The organism is uncultured Paracoccus sp. (genome assembly GCF_947496875.1).
Taxonomy (GTDB): Bacteria; Pseudomonadota; Alphaproteobacteria; order Rhodobacterales; family Rhodobacteraceae; genus Paracoccus.
The window spans coordinates 1-15,741 of the sequence record NZ_CANMEH010000021.1 but is presented as its reverse complement, the minus strand read 5'-3'; the positions used below and the strand labels follow the sequence as shown (position 1 = coordinate 15,741).

General features: G+C 69.2%; 16 protein-coding genes. 1 reads left to right on the top strand and 15 read right to left on the bottom strand.

What is annotated here, in order from left to right; translation table 11 throughout:
- Positions 1–4 precede the first annotated feature (4 nt).
- The 10 genes from Q0938_RS16305 to Q0938_RS16260 all read right to left on the bottom strand — a co-directional run bounded on the left by Q0938_RS16305 (position 5) and on the right by Q0938_RS16260 (position 11,089).
- Complete coding sequence (locus Q0938_RS16305; RefSeq protein ID WP_299364594.1) at positions 5–4,042, bottom strand: glycoside hydrolase/phage tail family protein; 4,038 nt, start codon at positions 4,040–4,042, stop codon at positions 5–7.
- Positions 4,043–4,051: 9 nt separating this feature from the next.
- Positions 4,052–4,486: an NlpC/P60 family protein gene (locus Q0938_RS16300; RefSeq protein WP_275106306.1), complete on the bottom strand. Its 435-nt coding sequence runs from the start codon at positions 4,484–4,486 to the stop codon at positions 4,052–4,054.
- On the bottom strand, positions 4,483–5,367 hold the full coding sequence (locus Q0938_RS16295) for a DUF2163 domain-containing protein (RefSeq protein WP_275106307.1): 885 nt from the start codon (positions 5,365–5,367) through the stop codon (positions 4,483–4,485). The genes Q0938_RS16300 and Q0938_RS16295 overlap by 4 nt, the downstream gene beginning before the upstream one ends.
- Complete coding sequence (locus Q0938_RS16290; protein ID WP_299364592.1) at positions 5,364–5,990, bottom strand: DUF2460 domain-containing protein; 627 nt, start codon at positions 5,988–5,990, stop codon at positions 5,364–5,366. The genes Q0938_RS16295 and Q0938_RS16290 overlap by 4 nt, the downstream gene beginning before the upstream one ends.
- A gap of 9 nt (positions 5,991–5,999) precedes the next feature.
- A complete protein-coding gene (locus tag Q0938_RS16285) occupies positions 6,000–8,423 on the bottom strand; it encodes a tape measure protein (RefSeq protein ID WP_299364591.1) in 2,424 nt (807 codons plus the stop codon).
- A 44-nt stretch (positions 8,424–8,467) separates the two neighbouring features.
- Positions 8,468–8,647 carry a hypothetical protein gene (locus Q0938_RS16280; RefSeq protein ID WP_275106310.1) on the bottom strand — a complete coding sequence of 60 codons (180 nt, stop codon included), beginning with the start codon at positions 8,645–8,647 and terminating at the stop codon, positions 8,468–8,470.
- Positions 8,648–8,727: 80 nt separating this feature from the next.
- Positions 8,728–9,183, bottom strand: coding sequence for a hypothetical protein (locus Q0938_RS16275; RefSeq protein ID WP_275106311.1), 456 nt, complete (start codon positions 9,181–9,183; stop codon positions 8,728–8,730).
- Between the two features lie 2 nt (positions 9,184–9,185).
- Complete coding sequence (locus Q0938_RS16270; protein WP_299364589.1) at positions 9,186–10,130, bottom strand: phage tail tube protein; 945 nt, start codon at positions 10,128–10,130, stop codon at positions 9,186–9,188.
- Positions 10,131–10,250: 120 nt separating this feature from the next.
- Positions 10,251–10,667 (bottom strand): acyl-CoA transferase, encoded by a 417-nt coding sequence (locus Q0938_RS16265; protein ID WP_299364587.1) that lies wholly within the window; start codon positions 10,665–10,667, stop codon positions 10,251–10,253.
- Positions 10,664–11,089 carry a helix-turn-helix domain-containing protein gene (locus Q0938_RS16260; protein WP_299364586.1) on the bottom strand — a complete coding sequence of 142 codons (426 nt, stop codon included), beginning with the start codon at positions 11,087–11,089 and terminating at the stop codon, positions 10,664–10,666. The genes Q0938_RS16265 and Q0938_RS16260 overlap by 4 nt, the downstream gene beginning before the upstream one ends.
- Positions 11,090–11,165: 76 nt before the next feature.
- Between Q0938_RS16260 and merA the strand changes: the two genes are divergently transcribed.
- Positions 11,166–12,611, top strand: a complete 1,446-nt coding sequence (gene merA / locus Q0938_RS16255) for a mercury(II) reductase (protein WP_299364585.1) — start codon at positions 11,166–11,168, stop codon at positions 12,609–12,611.
- Between the two features lie 71 nt (positions 12,612–12,682).
- Here merA and Q0938_RS16250 read toward each other — a convergent pair whose 3' ends face one another.
- From Q0938_RS16250 to Q0938_RS16230, 5 genes are all read right to left on the bottom strand, one after another.
- Complete coding sequence (locus Q0938_RS16250) at positions 12,683–13,312, bottom strand: DUF6441 family protein (RefSeq protein ID WP_299364584.1); 630 nt, start codon at positions 13,310–13,312, stop codon at positions 12,683–12,685.
- Positions 13,309–13,620, bottom strand: a complete 312-nt coding sequence (locus Q0938_RS16245) for a hypothetical protein (protein WP_299364583.1) — start codon at positions 13,618–13,620, stop codon at positions 13,309–13,311. The genes Q0938_RS16250 and Q0938_RS16245 overlap by 4 nt, the downstream gene beginning before the upstream one ends.
- A complete protein-coding gene (locus Q0938_RS16240) occupies positions 13,620–14,633 on the bottom strand; it encodes a major capsid protein (protein ID WP_299364582.1) in 1,014 nt (337 codons plus the stop codon). The genes Q0938_RS16245 and Q0938_RS16240 overlap by 1 nt, the downstream gene beginning before the upstream one ends.
- Before the next feature lie 25 nt (positions 14,634–14,658).
- Complete coding sequence (locus Q0938_RS16235; protein WP_299364581.1) at positions 14,659–15,024, bottom strand: head decoration protein; 366 nt, start codon at positions 15,022–15,024, stop codon at positions 14,659–14,661.
- Between the two features lie 3 nt (positions 15,025–15,027).
- Positions 15,028–15,741, bottom strand: a 714-nt coding sequence (locus tag Q0938_RS16230; RefSeq protein ID WP_299364580.1) for an ATP-dependent Clp protease proteolytic subunit, incomplete at its 5' end; no start/stop codon positions are given.

The following is a 15,741-nucleotide window of genomic DNA, read 5'->3' as shown; positions in this document are numbered from 1 at the left end:
ACCTTCAGAACGTGAGCGTGACGGTCTTGGGCGCGCCCCGCCCCACAAGGGAGGAGAGCTGGAAGATGCGGATGGCGAGGCTGGCGCTTGGTCCGAGGGGCGCACCCCAGTCGGCGGTCTGCTGGGCGGCCGTGTAGATCGCGCTGGTCGTGGTCGTGCTCAGCACCCGCTTCACGGTGTCGCCGTCGAGGATTTCGACCTCGTAGGCCTCCAGCTCCTCGCCGAGCGGCACCTCGAGCCCGCCCCAGCTGTCGGCCGCGAGAGCGCGAGACCGGCGCGTCCAGCGGAGGGTCAGATCGCCGGAAACGCGTGGCGTGCGCCACGGCTGCTCGACATGGGCCACGGAGAACGGACGGAGCCCGATGCCCGCAGGCGTGAAGGCCTGCGCCACATGGGTCTCGTCGCTGACCGAGCGGCTTGCGGGACCGATGCGCCAGTTCCACGGCAACCCAAGATCGGACTCGGCAATCGGCAGGGACGTCAGCGCGGTGTCCAGCACGACGACCCGCGCGCCTGCGGGCGCCGGGTTGCCCATGGCGCTCTCGGTGCCGCGCTGGCCGCGCAGGAGCCGGCTCAGACGATAACGACCTGGCGCCAGCAATTCGGCCGCGCCCGCTTGCACGATCTCCCAGACGCCGGGCGCACTCTCGATCGCCAGCGCGTTGGCCCCGCCGAACAGCGTCAGGTCGGTGACGCTTTCCAGCGTGCCAGTCAGCAGATCGACCACCAGCGCATTGCCGAGGTCGAAGCGCGATGTCGGCCCCGCGAAGAAGTCCGAGACCAGAGCCCCGATCCGGGCGCGGCTGCCGAACGTCGTCAGCAGATCGAACCCATCGATCGAGGGGCTGCGGAACACCGCCATCTCTCCGGGCCAGGGAACCGCATGCGCGGCGACCAGCGGCCGATGCGCGGGCTGGTCCTCGGTCAGCTGCGGCAGGTCCATCAGCACCGCATCCGGCGCGCCGAACACGACGGCGCGCGTCAGCGAGGCTGCGCGGGGATCGCCGGGCGGCAGGTCGTAGGTCGCGCGGTCCTGGCGGACCGCCTCGATGCCGCGCGCCTCCGCGTCGGCAATGGAGACGAGCCGCAGATCGACCAGCCGCCCGTCATGCGCGAGTCGGATCGCGTCGGCAGGATCGAGCGCGAGCCGCGAGGGCGGCAGACGGAACGCCGCCGTCTCGCGCCCCACCCACGCCTCCATCAGCGCGCGGCGGCAGCGGCGCTCGGCTTCCTCGGGCGGCACCGCCATCGGGAAGGACTCCGAGGCGATCCGCGTCGTGTCGACGGTGACGCGCCGCGCCTCGACGAGGGCCGCGTCGTAATCCTCGTCGGCGCGGGCGACCTGCCACTTCAGCGCCTGTGGCAGTTCCGTCTCCTGGCCGCGCGTGAGTTCGAGGATGTCACCTTCACGACCGGCGACCAGATCGTCGGGCGCAAGGGTGGCGACAGAGGCCCGGCCGCGCATGATGAAGCGGATCACCCCTTCGGTCTCGACCGCGTCGAAGCCGAAGTGGCGCGACAGCGTGGTGATCGAGGCGCGCGGGCTTTCGAGCGCCGTAATGGCGTAGCCCTCGACCGCGCCCCAGAGGCCGGAGACATCGATGCGGTCCTCGGGGAGCCCGGCGCGCAGACAGAGGTGCCGGACAAGTGCGGCCAGCGACACCGCGCCGAGCCGCCCCGTCAGCCAGTGGCCGAGCCGCCAGTTCGCGCCGTCCGTCCAGACGTCGGTCAGCGCCGGAAAGAACGGATAGGGCCGCGCGTCCCAGGTCCAGGCAGCGCATTCCGGCACATGCACCATCCGGCCGCCGTAGACCGAGGACACCGGATTGTTCGCGGCCTCGCCCCACCAGAGATACGTCGCCTCGAGATAGGCGCGCTGGATGGCGTCATCGCGCCAGCCCCGCGAGAAATGCGGCGTGAAGCTCTCGGACGACTTCGGGTCGAAGAAGACGTTGGGCTGGTTGGTGCCCCGGTCGATGGCCGGGCAGCCCAACTCGGTGAACCAGATCGGCTTCGACTGCGGCACCCACGCCGTCGGCGTCTCGCTCTCCACCCCACCCGGGCGGTCGTAATGCGGGTTCGACCACCAGGCGCGCAGGTCCTTGTAGCGGAAGACCCACGGCTTGCCGGCCGCGCCATCGGTGATCGGAGTGCGGATCTGTGCTGACCGATCCGCTGCGCTGGCATAGAACCAGTCGAAGCCTTCCCCGCCCGCGATGTTCCCCTGCAGGTAGGCGCGGTCGTAGATCGCGGGCCAGCCCTCGGCCGCGTCCGCATGTCCGAACCCGTCGCGCCAGTCCGACAGCGGCATGTAGTTGTCGATACCGACGAAATCGATCTCCGGATCGGCCCAGAGCGGATCGAGGTGGAAGAACACATCGCCCGAGCCATCGCCTGGCTGGTGGCCGAAATACTCCGACCAGTCGGCGGCGTAGCCGATCTTCGTCCCGGACCCGAGGATCGAGCGCACATCCGCAAGCAGATCCCGATAGACCTGCACGGCGGGATAGGTGCTGGCCCCCGAGCGGATCGTGGTCAGCCCCGGCATCTCGGTCCCGATCAGGAAGGCGTCCACGCCGCCCGCCGCCGCGCAGAGATGGGAGTAGTGCAGCACCATGCGGCGCAGGCCCCAGTCGCCCGATGGCCCGGTCCAGTTGACGCTCTCGCCCGAGACGCTGAAGCTGGCGGGCGTCGCCGCACCGAACAGCGCCGCGACCTGGCTTGCGGCCGTGGTGGTCTTGTCCACGGTCCCTGCGAACCCCGCTGCAGGCGAACAGGTGATCCGCCCCCGCCAGGGGAAGGCGGGCTGGCCGGTCTCGGCGGCGTTGTCGGAATACGGGTTCGGCAGCGCGTTGCCGGGCGGCACGTCCATCAGGATGAAGGGATAGAAGGTCACCCGCAGCCCGCGGGCCTTCATCTCCTGGATCGCCTGCACCACCGCGAAGTCCGACGGCGTGCCGCCATAGACTGGACGATCCTGATCGTCGCGGCTGACGAGGAAGGCGTTGGCGCGGCTGACGCCGTTCACCGACCAACTGGCGGGCGTGGTCGACTTGGCTGAGACCTCGACGCCTGGCCGTACCTTGCACGATCCCGCGCGCAGGTCGTCGCCGAACCACGCCACGACGAGGCTGACGCTTTCGACCGCAGGTGCCATCGCCTGCAGCCGGTCCAGCGCCTCCACCATGTCGGTGGAGTTGGCCAGAGCGTTCAGGTTCTCCGGCACCGTCGCGCCGCCATCGGTCTTGCGGATCGCCTGTGTGGCGTAGGTGAACTCGCCCGAGGCCGGGATCATGGTGACCGCGCGGGTCAGGCCCTCGGCGGTGTCGGGATCGGCGAGCGGCCGGAAGACCTCGAAGGAGAGCTGCGGCAGCCGGTTGCCGTAGGTCGATAGCGCCAGTTCCTCGAAGACGACATAGGCGGTGCCGCGATAGGCAGGCGTGCTGGCCGCGCCCATCCTGGCCGCGATGAACGGGTCCGCCGTCTGCGCCTCGTCGCCCGAATACCAGCGCCAGGCGACGCCGGAGAGGTCCATCGGCTTGCCGTCGGCCCAGATGCGACCGATGCCGGTGATTCCCCGCCCTACCGGGCCTCCTCCGCCTCCATTCTCTCCACCGGAGAGAATGGTCCCTGCGGGACCGGCTTCGGAGCCCTCGCAGAGTGCCACGGCGAAGGAGGCGTAGTACAGATACTCGGTCGTCATGACCTTGCCGCTTCCACCACCCTTGCCGCCGCCCTGCGTGGTGGTCTTCGTCTCCTCGCGGAAATCGGTCGCCCAGATGATGTTGCCGCCTATTCGCATCCGGCCATAGAGCCGCGGGATGACCGCGCCCTCGGTGGCCGAGGTGATGCGCAACGTGTCGAGACGCGCGCCCTCGATGCGCTGGGTGGGCGCCAGCGACGAGATGATCCAGCTGTCGACGACCGAGCCGATGGTGGAGCCGATGAAGCCGCCGATGGTCGCGGCGCTCACGCCGAGGATCGCACCGCCGATGCTGCCGCCAATGGCGGCGCCAGCGGCACCGAGAACGAGGGTGGCCATGGGTGGGTCTCAGGTTTGCGGAAACAGGAAGGCGAAGGCGATGCGCCGCCGCCAGGGTTGCGTGAGCGGTTCCTCGATCACGCCGAGCCGCTCATAGGCGTGGAGGAAGGTGCCGGGCCCTGTGAGGATCCCGACATGCTTGGCGATGGCGCGCGGCTTCATGCGGAAGAGCACCAGCCCGCCGGGACCGGCCGCCGCGGGTTCCACTTCGATCATCATGCGCCGTGCGCCCTCGGCCAGAACCTCGCGCGGCCCGGTCTCGCCCCAATCCCGGCTGTAGGGCGGGATCGGGAACGGCTCTGGACCCACGACCTCGCGCCAGACGCCGCGCGCGAGACCAAGGCAGTCGCAGCCAACACCGCGCAGGCTGGCCTGGTCGTGATACGGCGTGCCGAGCCAAGACCGCCCGATGATGATGACGCGGGTGGGATCAGCGGAGGTCACAGCACGGACCCTTCGTGGCCGCCATCCTTCGTGGCGTAGCGCAGCACGGCATCCTGGCCGGGGATGTGTGGGAAGCCTCGGAAGTTGGCGGTGTTGGCGAACTTCGCGCCACAGGTCTCCATCCGTTTGTCGCAGCCCGCACGGATGGTGAAGGCATCATCCTCGGCGATCGCGCGCACCGGCGCCTCGAGCAGGGTCAGGATCGCCACGCCGTCCGTGACGTCATGGCCCAGCACCTCGGTGCGCCGGCCCGCATTCGCGCCGCTCGTCCATTCCAGCGTGCCGAAGGTGAACCAGCCGGAGGTGAACCCACCGAGGCCCGAGGCGGTGAAGGCCCGATCGCGCAGGAGATCGATGACGCTGCCAGTGCCCTTGAAGGCGGGATCCTCCAGATTGACCTCGCAGCGCGCATCTCCGAGCGCGGCGTCGCAGCTCGCCTGGAAGGTCCGCCCGACCGTCTGGCCCAGCACATGGGCGAGCGATCGGACCTCCGCGACGAAGGCCAGCCGGCCGCGCCGGATCTGGCCGATGGCCCCGCGGCGCATCAGCACGCGCTGGCTGGGGTCGGCCCAGTTCGCCCGCCAGACCTCGACCTCGGCGTTGTCCCAGCGGCCGTCGAGGATGTCGGTCTCTGTGATGCGGTCGGAGGTCAGCACGCCCTCGGCGTCCTGCGCATCGACCGACAGGTCCGAGCCCGACCGCACCTCGGAGGCCGTCAATCCGCTCTCGGGCTCGAAGTCGGTCCCATCGAAGGCGAGCGTCCGGTCGTGGTCGGTGAAGCCGAAGGTGACGGCGTCGGCGCGGCTGATGCGCCAGCACCAAGCGAGCGTCGTCGTGCCGTCGTCGAGATGGGCCTGCAGTGAGGGGTCGAGTATCTTCATCGGCGCAGTTCCAGAAGCGGGATGGAGGTGATCGAGCCGAGCCGCTCGAGATCGAGCGTGACGTCGAGCGCATCGGTGTCGAAACGAACGGGCACGTCGAACGCGAAGCTGGCGGTGATGGCGACGCCCGCGGCTGGGGGCGCAGCGAAGGTGACGAGACCGGTCGTGGTATCGGCCGACCAGCCCGAGGGCTGCTCGACACCGGCGAGCGCGATGCGCACGCTGCCTGCCACCGGCTTGGTGATCGCACGCGTCCAGGATTGCGCGCCGGAGGCGTAGCGCTTCAGCAGCTGGAAGGCGGTCGTCGTGCCGTCGCCGGTGCCGATTGGCTGGTCGGTCGGCGTAGGCGTCTGCGAGGGCAGGCAGGACTTGTGGTCGCCCCAGTCCTTGAAGCGGAAGCCGTGCAGCCGCCCGTTCCGCGCCTCGAAGAAGGCCACGACGGCGGCGAGATCGTCGGCGCGGCGGATGCCATAGGCCACATCGTAGCGGCGGCGCGAGTTGGCCCAGCTGGCGTTGCGCTCCTCGTCGCCAGAGGCGAGCTCGACGATCTGGGTGCGCCGCTCCGGTCCGCCGCGCGCACCGCGGCTGATATCGTCCGGAAACCGGACCTCGTGAAACGCCATGACTGCTCCTCACATCCCCCTTCGCCCGAGCGAAACTGCCCGGGCGATATCGGCCGCGATCTGTGTGCGGGATTGGCGGAAGCTCTCGGCATCCCGCGCGTTGATCGTGACGTGGACCGTAGGCGCGCTTGCCCCGCCGTAGCCCGCGGCTTCGCGGCGCGAGAGCACGCGCTCGCCGCGCTGCAGGATCGCGGGCACCTCGTCGGGTCTGAGGCCCGCCCAGCCGCCGGAATGCATGCGGGGCGCTCCGGCAAAGGCGAGTGCCGGGACCATGCGGCCGGAACCCGGTGCGCCCACCACACCGCCCGCATGCAGGACGTCGGCGAAGATCCCGCCCGCACCGCTCAGCACACCGGAGAGCGCATTGGCGATGGGACCGAGGATAAATCGCCGCGCCGCGAGCTTCGCCAGATCGGCGATGAGCGAGGTCACGAGGTCGCGGAAGCTCAGCTTGCCGGTCTTCACGAACTCGCCGACGGCGTTCTCGGCACCCTGAAATGCGCCGACCAGCGCATTGCCGATATCGCCGCCGATCTCGCGCGCCTTGGCGGCATAATCGGCGAGCGTGGCGCTGACGGCGGCCCAGCCGGTGACGGCCGTTTCCGCCCCCGCAGCCGCCTCCGCCCCGGCCTGCCGACCGGCGGCGCCGGCGCGACCCGCGGCACCGGTCGCGCCGTCCAGCGCATCGCCCAACTCAAGGGCGCTGCCCGTCGCATCCTCGAGCGCATCCCCGGCTTCGTCACCGGTGCCGGTCACCGCATCCTTCAGCGCCTGCCAGCTGGCCATCGGCCGCGAGGCCGCGTCAGAGAGTATGCCCGCCGCCTCGCGATAAGCATCGGCACGTCCGCGCGCGGCCTCGGCCATCGCGCCCAGTCCGGTGTCGGGCGCGGTGACATAGGTTTGGCCCATGGCGGCGGTGAAAGCATCGGCCGCCGCAGTGCCGGCCGCTGTCGCCGCCCCTTCGAACGGGTTCGCGACCCGCCCCAGCGCCACCGGATCGAGCGTGCCGATCCGCACCCCGCCGTCGCCGACCGCCCAGTCAGGCAGCAGCTCCAGCGCGGCATTGAGCCCGCGGATGAAGCTGTTGATCCGGCTGACAACGCCGTTCAGCATTGCCTCGACGCCCGAGATCAGGCCGTTCGCGGCCTGGAAGGCGAAGTCGCCGATGGCGCCGGGCAGGCTGCCCCAGATCGCCACGGCACCGTCATAGGCACCCTGAAACACTGCGATGCTGCGGTCGCCGAAGCTCACCACGCCGCTGACGGTTTCGTCGAGCAGGGTGAAGATGGTCGCCTTCAGCCCCTCCCAGGCGGCGCCGATGCGGGCCATCACCGCGTCGAGGCGCAGTCCCATGCGGTTCCATGCCTCGGCCGCGAACTCGGCAACGAGGCGGAAGGCCTCGGCCAAACCGCCCACCTTCTGCACGACATTCATCAGCTGGTAGATCAGTTCGCCCGCCAGCACGATCAGGGCGCCGATGCCGGTGCGCACGATGGCGCCCCGCAGCACGGTCAATGCGCCGGAAAGCGTCAGCGTGGCGACACGGGCGGCGAGGAACGCCGCGACCCAGCGCCCGGCCATGAAGCCGGCGAAGGCGATGCCGATGGCGGCGAGGCGTTCCATGTTGTCGGCCACCGCGATCAGCGCCGTGGCCACCAGCGACGAGGCCCCGAACACCTGATCCCACGTCCCGACAAGCTGCATCGCGGCATTGCCGATCAGCGTGAAGGCGTCGCCGATGGTGGCGGGCATGCCGTCGGCTTCCTCGCGCAGCCGCTCGAGATTGCCGATCAGCGCCGTCTGGATCACCGCGCCGGTGATGCGGCCCTCGGCGCCCGCCTGCCGCAACCCAGTGACGGTGGTGCCGAGGTCCGCTGCGAGGAGCTGCGCGACGCGCCCGCCCTGCGCGATCACGGTGTTGAGGTTGTCGCCCGAGAGCTTTCCCAGTGCCATGGCGCGGGCCAGCGCGGTCTGCACCGAGACGGCACGCTCGCCCTTGGCGCCCGAGACCACCATGGCGTTGTTCAGCGCCTCGGTGAAATCGAGGCTCTCGCGGGTGGAAAGGCCGAGTTCGCGCAGTGCGGTGGCGTTGGCCAGCCAGGACTCGGTCGTCTGCTCGATCCCGGAATAGGTCCGCCGCGCCATGGCGGCGAGGCGCTCCATCACCGCCGCACCACGCTCCTGCGACCCGGTGGCGAGATCGACACGCGAGCGCAGATCGGTCCAGCTGTCGGCATAGGCCACGATCTGCCGAACCGACAGTGCCCCGGCGACGATGCCGGCAAGGCGGCGCAGCACCGCGCCGGTGACATCAGCCTGCCGCTCGATGCGCCTGAAGCTTGCCTCGCCGGCGTCGCCGATCCCCTGGAACTCGGCCTTCACCTGGCGCCCGCCCTCGGCGACGAGGCGGACGGAGACCTTCTTCTGAGGCATGGATCAGTGTTCCTGACGAAGGGATCGAGGCTTGTGGGCCCGGTTCATCGCTCCGGCCCCGGCGAGGACCGGTCGCCTGACGCCATCTGTTCGTTGAGCTTGCGGACCATCACGGCCTCGATCTCGGGCAGGCATTCGGCAGCGATCAGCGGATCCATCCCGAGCGCCCGCGCCATGGCGATCGCCGCCGTCATGTCCCAGCCAAGCACCGTGGCGCCGCCCATGCCGCTCGCGAGGCGAAGCTGTCCGGTCAGGCGCTGCGCCAGATCCCAGACCTGCCAGCCCTCAAACGTCAGGGGCCGGTTCAGCCGCGCCGGGCAGTCCGGGCACGCTTGTTCGCGGCCCTCGCAGGGCTCGCAGGCTTTGCAGTAGGCGTCGCCCCCGCCAAAGTGCCAGTCGGCGAGAGCGTGGAGGCGTTTTTTTCCGCTTCCAGCATCAGATGCGGCGCGAGGCAGTGGGCCTGGAAGGCTTCGAACACCGGCCAGATGTCCAGAAGGGCGTCGATGCCTTCCGGCGTGATGGGAACGGGCCTGCCGTCGGCATCGCCGACGCCCTCCCAGCCGGTGACCACGCGGCGGGCGACGGCCTTGGCCATTGCCAGCGCCATGTCCTCCTGCCGGGCCCCTTCGGGTAGCGCCTCGATGGCCGGGTCGTTGCGCGCGGCGACCATGATCGCGGTGGTGACGGGCAGGACGTGCAGACGCAGGCCGGCCCCAAGATCGAGCCATTTTGGGTCGCCGGAAAGCTCGAGACGGATCATGGTCAGTATTCCTCGATGTCGTTGACGAGAGTGACGGTGCACATCCGCCCGAGCGTGGCGTCGCGGGCGGCCTGCCAGTCGAAGCTGGCCTGAATGCCCTGCGGCCCACCGATCTCGATGCGCGGGCGCGGCAGATAGACGGCATGGACGGTGACGGTCAGGCTTTCCCCGGAGATAAGCGTGTAGGAAAACTCCAGCTCGCAGGGCGTGCCGTTGATCGCCTGGCTGACGAGCGTGCTGTCGGCGAAACGCACCTCCGTCCGGCCGGTGAGCGCAGCGATGGAGGGATCGGCGCCGTCGATCATGCCATCGGCGCGGATGGTCTCGATCCGGTCGAGATTGTTGGCATAGGTGATCTCGGTCGAGATCACGTTGCCCAAGGCGGTGCCGTTGCGTTTGATCGCGCCGTTGAAATGGCCGAAGCGGATCAGGTCCAGATCCGCCGGCGTGCCCGCAGCGCTGGTCGTGGCCACCGCCTCGCCCTGCGCCACCAGCCGCGAGGTGGCGGTGAGCAGGCCCGAGCGCTGCATTTGCCAGCTGAGCTGATCCAGCACCACGCCGGAATACATGGCATAGCGCGGCGCCTCGGGCATGGCGGTTTCGATCGCCATGCTGGGGAGCGCCCAGCCGCCGGACTGGAAGGTATGGGTCCAAGGGCCGGGCGAGCTTCCCGTCGTGGTCGGGGCCCCGAACGCCGCCTTCAGCCAGAAGCCGAAAGCCTCGGTGTCGATCGGCACCACCACATCGCCATCGACGGTCACCGCATCCTTGACCGGCGCCAGGGGATCGCGGCCGTAACCCAGAAGCTCCGAGTTCAGCAGCGGCTGTTCCGCCCCCAGCGAGGTGCTGGCGAAGGGCATCCTTGTGTAACCGCTGGCGGGCGGCGTCCCGTAGCTCGTCTCGAACGCGAGCGCCATCCGCGCCCGCGCTCCTTGCGCGCGTGCCATGTTCGTCTCCTGTCGTGAGAAGGGGTCAGCCGAGCGGATCGGCCGTGGAGTGAGGCGGATCAGGCGACAGTCCAGTGGACTGTCGTCCCGCCGAACGCAGCACCCGCACTCAGGGTGGAGTTAGCCAAGCGGGTCCGAAACGGAGTAATGTAGAATGACCGGGATGACGGCCGCCTTCAGGCTGGCCGCGCCGTCCACCGGCAGATCGACCGGTTGCGGGGCCTCCGCCTCGACCCAGTCACAAAGCCCGCCGAGCGTGCGGTCGGCGGCAAGCGTCGCGCCGATGCTGGCGCAGAGCGTGTCGAAGGTGGCGTCACGGTTCGCACCCTGCACCACGGCTTCGATTTCGGCGCGGTGCTGATAGTGATAACGCAGGGGCGAGAGCGTCACCTCGGGCTCACCGGGTTCGCCGTCGCGCAGGATCAGCAAGCCATCAGCGGGGACGCGCTCGGGCAGAACTTCACCACGCAGGGCCATGGCGGGCAGCGCCGAGAGCTGCGTGTGCAGCGCAGCGAGGATGGTTTCGCGGGGGGTCATCGAATAAAGGAGCTTGTGATTGCATCAAGCACCGGGCAGTCCGGCACCTCGTCGCCGGAACATTTCGCGGCGGTCCCTGCAAGGACGGACTCAATCCGTTTCAGATCGTCGATTTTCGCGCGGACGTCCGCAAGATGGCGTTCGGTGCGCGCATGGACGTCGGCACAGGTGGGCGCGGTGCCGTCCTCGAGACCCAGAAGCCCGCGAATGTCCTTCATCGCAAAGCCCAGTTCACGGGCGCGCAGGATGAAGCGCAGCCGAGCGGCGTGGGACCGCGCGTAGATGCGATAGCCCGCACCCGTCCGTGGCGGGTGGGGCAACATGCCGATCTTCTCGTAATGGCGGATCGTCTCGATGTTGCAGCCGGTCGCACGCGCCAGTTCGCCGCGCGTCAGGCCGCTTTCGCTGTCGTGATCGGACATGGGTCGAATTTCCCTTGAGCCTGTAGCCGCTACAGACCCTACACTGGTCGTCAACCAGCGACGAGAGGTGCGTGACGTGAGCATTGCAGACGACCGGACGGACAGCCCGTCTGCGGCGCCCAAGGGCGATTTCGACCTCGCCGTGATCGGGGCCGGATCGGCTGGTTTTTCCGCCGCGATCACGGCGGCAGAGGGGGGCAAGCGCGTCGCGCTGATCGGCCACGGAATTATCGGCGGGACCTGCGTCAACGTGGGCTGCGTGCCCTCCAAGACGATGATCCGTGCCGCCGAAGCACTCCATGGCGCGAAGGCGGCCGAGCGCTTTCCCGGCCTGCGGGGTGAGGCGCAGGTCACCGACTGGACGTCGCTGATCGCGGCGAAGGACAATCTTGTCGCCTCGCTTAGGCAGAAGAAATATGTCGACCTGCTGCCCGGCTATGACGGTATCGCCTATTTCGACGATGGCGCGGCGCGGCTTATCCCCGGAGGCGTCGAAGTCGGTGGGCGGAAGATTGCCGCGCCCAAGGTGATCGTCGCCACGGGAGGACGTCCGGCGGTGCTCGACATTCCGGGCATCGGCGCGACGTCCACGCTTGACAGCACCTCGCTGCTGGAACTGGAGAGGCTGCCGGAAAGTCTGATCTTCCTCGGCGGCGGCTATATCGGTGTGGAACTTGCGCAGATGATGGCGCGCATGGGGGTTGCGGTGACCATCGTCTGCCGGTCGCGGCTTCTGCCCCGGACCGAGCCGGAGGCGAGCCGTGCCCTGACGGAAGCCTTGCGGGCCGAGGGTGTGAAGATCATTGATGGCGTGACCTATCAGGCTGCGCGGCGCGAGGGCGACCGTACTGCCCTGACGGTGACGAAGGACGGCGCCGCACGGGTTCTGATTGCAGACTACATTGTTCTGACCACGGGCCGCACTCCTAACACCGAAGGTCTCGGCCTCGAAGAGATGGGCGTCGAGACCGACGCAAGTGGTGCGATCACGGTCGGGGACGACATGGCAACCACACGGCCCGGCATCTATGCGGCGGGCGACGTGACGGGCCGTGACCAGTTCGTCTACATGGCCGCGTATGGCGCGAAACTGGCCGCGCGGAACGCGGTTTTGGGAGGTGCGGAGCGGTATGACAATGGCGCGATACCTTGGGTCGTGTTCACCGATCCGCAAGTCGCCGGGGTCGGCCTGATCGAAGCTGATGCCCGAGACGCGGGCCATGAGGTCAAGACCAGCATCCTCTCTCTCGACAACGTGCCCCGCGCGCTGGCCGCCCGCGACACGCAGGGGCTGATCAAGCTGGTTGCGGATGCGAAGACCGACCGCCTGCTTGGCGGCGTGATCATGGCCCCCGAAGGTGCGGATAGCGTTCAGACGCTCGCCATGGCGTTGAAGTTCGGCGTGACGACGAAGGCGCTCGGCGAGACGATCTTCCCCTATCTCACCACGGTCGAGGGGCTGAAGCTCGCTGCGCAGAGCTTCGACAGGGACGTGGCGAAACTGTCCTGTTGTGCCGGCTGACCGACCGAACCGACGTTCGTACCACGGCAGGTCTGACCGACGTGGCCGCCGCATTGTGTAACCGAAAGTCGTCATAGCCGCCCGTCCACCCAGTTTGCCACGATCAGGCCCGGCACGCTGTCCACCGCCCGTTCCGCGTCCCACGCCAGATCCAGCCGCTTCGGCAATCTAACTTGCCGGACCAGCAGGAAGATCGGCACGGTGGTCAGCCCCCGGCCGGTCTTCGAGCGTGACGCCACCGCACGGCCCTTGGTGTTCAGCCGTCCCTCGGCCACCAGCAGGCTCGGTCCGGTGCGCCGATAGACGAAGCGCAGGCGCAGTCCGGTGCGGCGCTCCCATTCGCCGGGGGTGATCCGGCCACCGCGGGTGGATTTGCCCGCCGCAGCCGTGGGGATCGTCAGCCAGAACCCGTCTTTCGAGCGAATCAGCGGGCCCGTGTCATGTGCGCCGACGATCACCGGCGCCTTCGACCAGACCAGCGCCGCGGCATTGAGGCTCGGCCGGCCCTTGGGATAGGCGTCCGACCGGATGGTGCGGGCGAGCCGCGCCCCGAGCCCGGCGCCGGTGATCTGCGCGCGCCAGGCGGATTTCAGGCCGGTCCCGGCGTCGCGCATGGCCGTGGTGACGGCTTTCTCGCCCGCGCGGGCTTCGGCCTCCATGATCCGGGCGATATCGCCGACGATGTTGACGCCGCGCTTCACGTTGGCCTCAGGTCGATGGTCCAGACGAGCCGCTCGCGATCCCGGACAGGCTCGCCCTGAATGAGAAAGGCATCGCCACCGATCTCGATCCGGTCGCCGGGGCGCGGGTTTGGAACCTCTGCGACGCGCAGGTCGATCCGGGTGGTCTCGGACCAGAGCCGCGCGTCGCCGAAGTCGGTGATCGCGTCGGCGCGCCGAGCGACGACGCGCACCAGAACGGGCGCGCCGCCATCGGCGATATAGACCGCATCCCGGCCGATGTTCGGATCGGCGAAGAGCGTGTCGACGGCCGCGCCAACGGCGGACATCACGTCCGCCGTGCCGAACGCAGCACCTGCGGCCGCGTGCAGATCGGCAGCGGATTGCTCTCGATCTCGAGCCGCACCCATTCGTCCCGATCCCGATCCGGGATGGTACGGGCGTAGAGCGGCAGGCCCAGCGTGTTCACCGTCTCGAAGGTGTCGGCGGGGGCGTGGTAGATCTCGAACAGCCCCTCGACGCCTTCCGGATAGAAGAAGGCCTTGTCGGTCGGCACGCCGAAGCCCGCGCCACCGCGGTAGCGGCGGAAGGTGATACCGCCGAAGCTGACCTCGTCGGCCACCCTGCCGCGCAGATCGGCTGCGGCGGCGGTGTTGAGATAGGTCTCGCGCACCTCCTTGTGGGCGACGAGGTCGGCGAAGAAGGCCGAGCCGCATTCGGCGCGGACCTGCACGGCACCCGCTGCGAGCCCGCCCATCGACGCCTCGACGTCCTCGATCAGCGCCTGGCAGCGTTTCCTGAGCGCGCCCGAGGCGGGCGAAGCGTTGTCCAGATCGAAGTCGATCTCGGCGGCGGGCGTGATGCCGAACTCGGTGAAGTAGTTGACCACCGTCGCGCCGTCCTTCGGATCCTTCACGATGCCCTGGATGCCGTTCAGCAGGTGATACTCGAAGGTGGCCTCGGCATCCTGGCGCAAACGGCCGAGCTTGCGCGCGACCTCGCTCTGCACCTGCTGGACCGCGGTTTCCGAGCCGAAGTCGCGGATGCCCTGGATTTCCGAGGCCCAGAGCACATCCTGCTTCTTGAACTGCCGGCACACGAAGGCGCGCATCTCCCGGCGCTCGGGGATCTGCTGCTCGTAGGCCGACCCGCGTTCGGAGAACGGGATCAGCGACAGCGTGCCGTCGCGGCTCTCGATCACCACGGTGCGCGCGCGCACGCCCCGCGGCGAGAACAGGCCGGCGCCCGACAGGATCGCTGGCCTGAAGGGGATGTTCTCCAGCGCGCGGGTGAGTTCGATGATGGTGAAGGCGTCGCCTTCGAAGATGTCCATGGTCGCCATGGGAATGCCTCCTGCGGGGATCGGATCAGCGGACGAGGATGCCTGCCGCCAGAAGGGCAGCATGGGCGGCGGCGATCTCGGGGGCGCTCGGCGTTCCGGCAAAGACGAGATCGTGGCGGTTGACGATGGCGGGACCGCGGATCAGGGCGACGGCGCGCACGTCGCCACCCGAGGCGTCGGCCTTGCCCCAGAGCACCACGGCGGCAGTTTCGGTGCCGTCGATGGCGGCGGGATCATGGGCGGCGTATTTGCCGGAGGCGGTGATCCTGCCAAGCACGGTGCCGGGTTCGAGCGTGCCGCGCGCGACGGTGATGGTCTCGCGGGTGTAGTCGCGGAACGCCTCCCAGACGAGGAAGCCGCCGGGATGCGTGGTCTCGGTGAGCGTGGTCATGGGTCATCCTTTCAGCTTGAAGGTGCGGGCGACGATCTCGCCCCAGGGGCGGGTGCTCGATGGGCGGCCCGGTTGCGCGTGATGGCCGGCAATCTCGGGTTCGGCCTCGGCCCTGGCGGCGAGGAGCGCGGCGCGGACGTGATCGAGGTCAGCATCGCTTTCCAGAAAGCGCCCGGCCATCTGCGGCTGTCCGGCAAGGCGGCACAGATCGACGACGGCACGGGCATGCGAGACGGCCTCGGAGCGAATCGCCGCGGGATCGGGCGGTGCGCCGCTGGGCGGTGGCGTCTCGACCGGCAGCTGTTGGGCGTCGCTCTCGGCGATCTCGTCTTCCCCGGCGCCAGAGGCCTCATCGCTCTCCGCGGCCCCGCCGGTTGCCTCGTCGGCATCGGTGCCGGAGCCGTCGTTGTCGTCGCCGCTGTCGGTCCTGGCCTCGACCGCTTCAGACAGCGCCGGCGGCGCGTTGCGGAAACGGCCGATATCGAAGCTGGCGGCAATCCGCACAGGCTCGGCAAGCCGGTCGGCCAAACCGAGCGCCAGCGCCTCGCTCGCATCCAGCCAGGTCTCGGCGGCCATCAGCCCCGCAATCTCGGCGGCGGGGCGGCCGGACTTCGTGGCATAGCCGGTAGCGAGGCTGTCGCCCACCTTGTCCAGCGCCTCGGCCATGGCCCGCATGTCAGAGGCCGTGCCCATCACGAGACCGGCGGGATCATGGAT

Coding starts and splice junctions, on each gene's coding strand:
- Q0938_RS16305 (WP_299364594.1), bottom strand. CDS start 4,042: ATGGCCACCCTCGTTCTCGGTGCCGCTGGCGCCGCCATTGGCGGCAGC.
- Q0938_RS16295 (WP_275106307.1), bottom strand. CDS start 5,367: ATGAAGATACTCGACCCCTCACTGCAGGCCCATCTCGACGACGGCACG.
- Q0938_RS16290 (WP_299364592.1), bottom strand. CDS start 5,990: ATGGCGTTTCACGAGGTCCGGTTTCCGGACGATATCAGCCGCGGTGCG.
- Q0938_RS16285 (WP_299364591.1), bottom strand. CDS start 8,423: ATGCCTCAGAAGAAGGTCTCCGTCCGCCTCGTCGCCGAGGGCGGGCGC.
- Q0938_RS16280 (WP_275106310.1), bottom strand. CDS start 8,647: ATGGGCGGCGCCACGGTGCTTGGCTGGGACATGACGGCGGCGATCGCC.
- Q0938_RS16275 (WP_275106311.1), bottom strand. CDS start 9,183: ATGATCCGTCTCGAGCTTTCCGGCGACCCAAAATGGCTCGATCTTGGG.
- Q0938_RS16270 (WP_299364589.1), bottom strand. CDS start 10,130: ATGGCACGCGCGCAAGGAGCGCGGGCGCGGATGGCGCTCGCGTTCGAG.
- Q0938_RS16265 (WP_299364587.1), bottom strand. CDS start 10,667: ATGACCCCCCGCGAAACCATCCTCGCTGCGCTGCACACGCAGCTCTCG.
- Q0938_RS16260 (WP_299364586.1), bottom strand. CDS start 11,089: ATGTCCGATCACGACAGCGAAAGCGGCCTGACGCGCGGCGAACTGGCG.
- Q0938_RS16245 (WP_299364583.1), bottom strand. CDS start 13,620: ATGTCCGCCGTTGGCGCGGCCGTCGACACGCTCTTCGCCGATCCGAAC.
- Q0938_RS16240 (WP_299364582.1), bottom strand. CDS start 14,633: ATGGCGACCATGGACATCTTCGAAGGCGACGCCTTCACCATCATCGAA.
- Q0938_RS16235 (WP_299364581.1), bottom strand. CDS start 15,024: ATGACCACGCTCACCGAGACCACGCATCCCGGCGGCTTCCTCGTCTGG.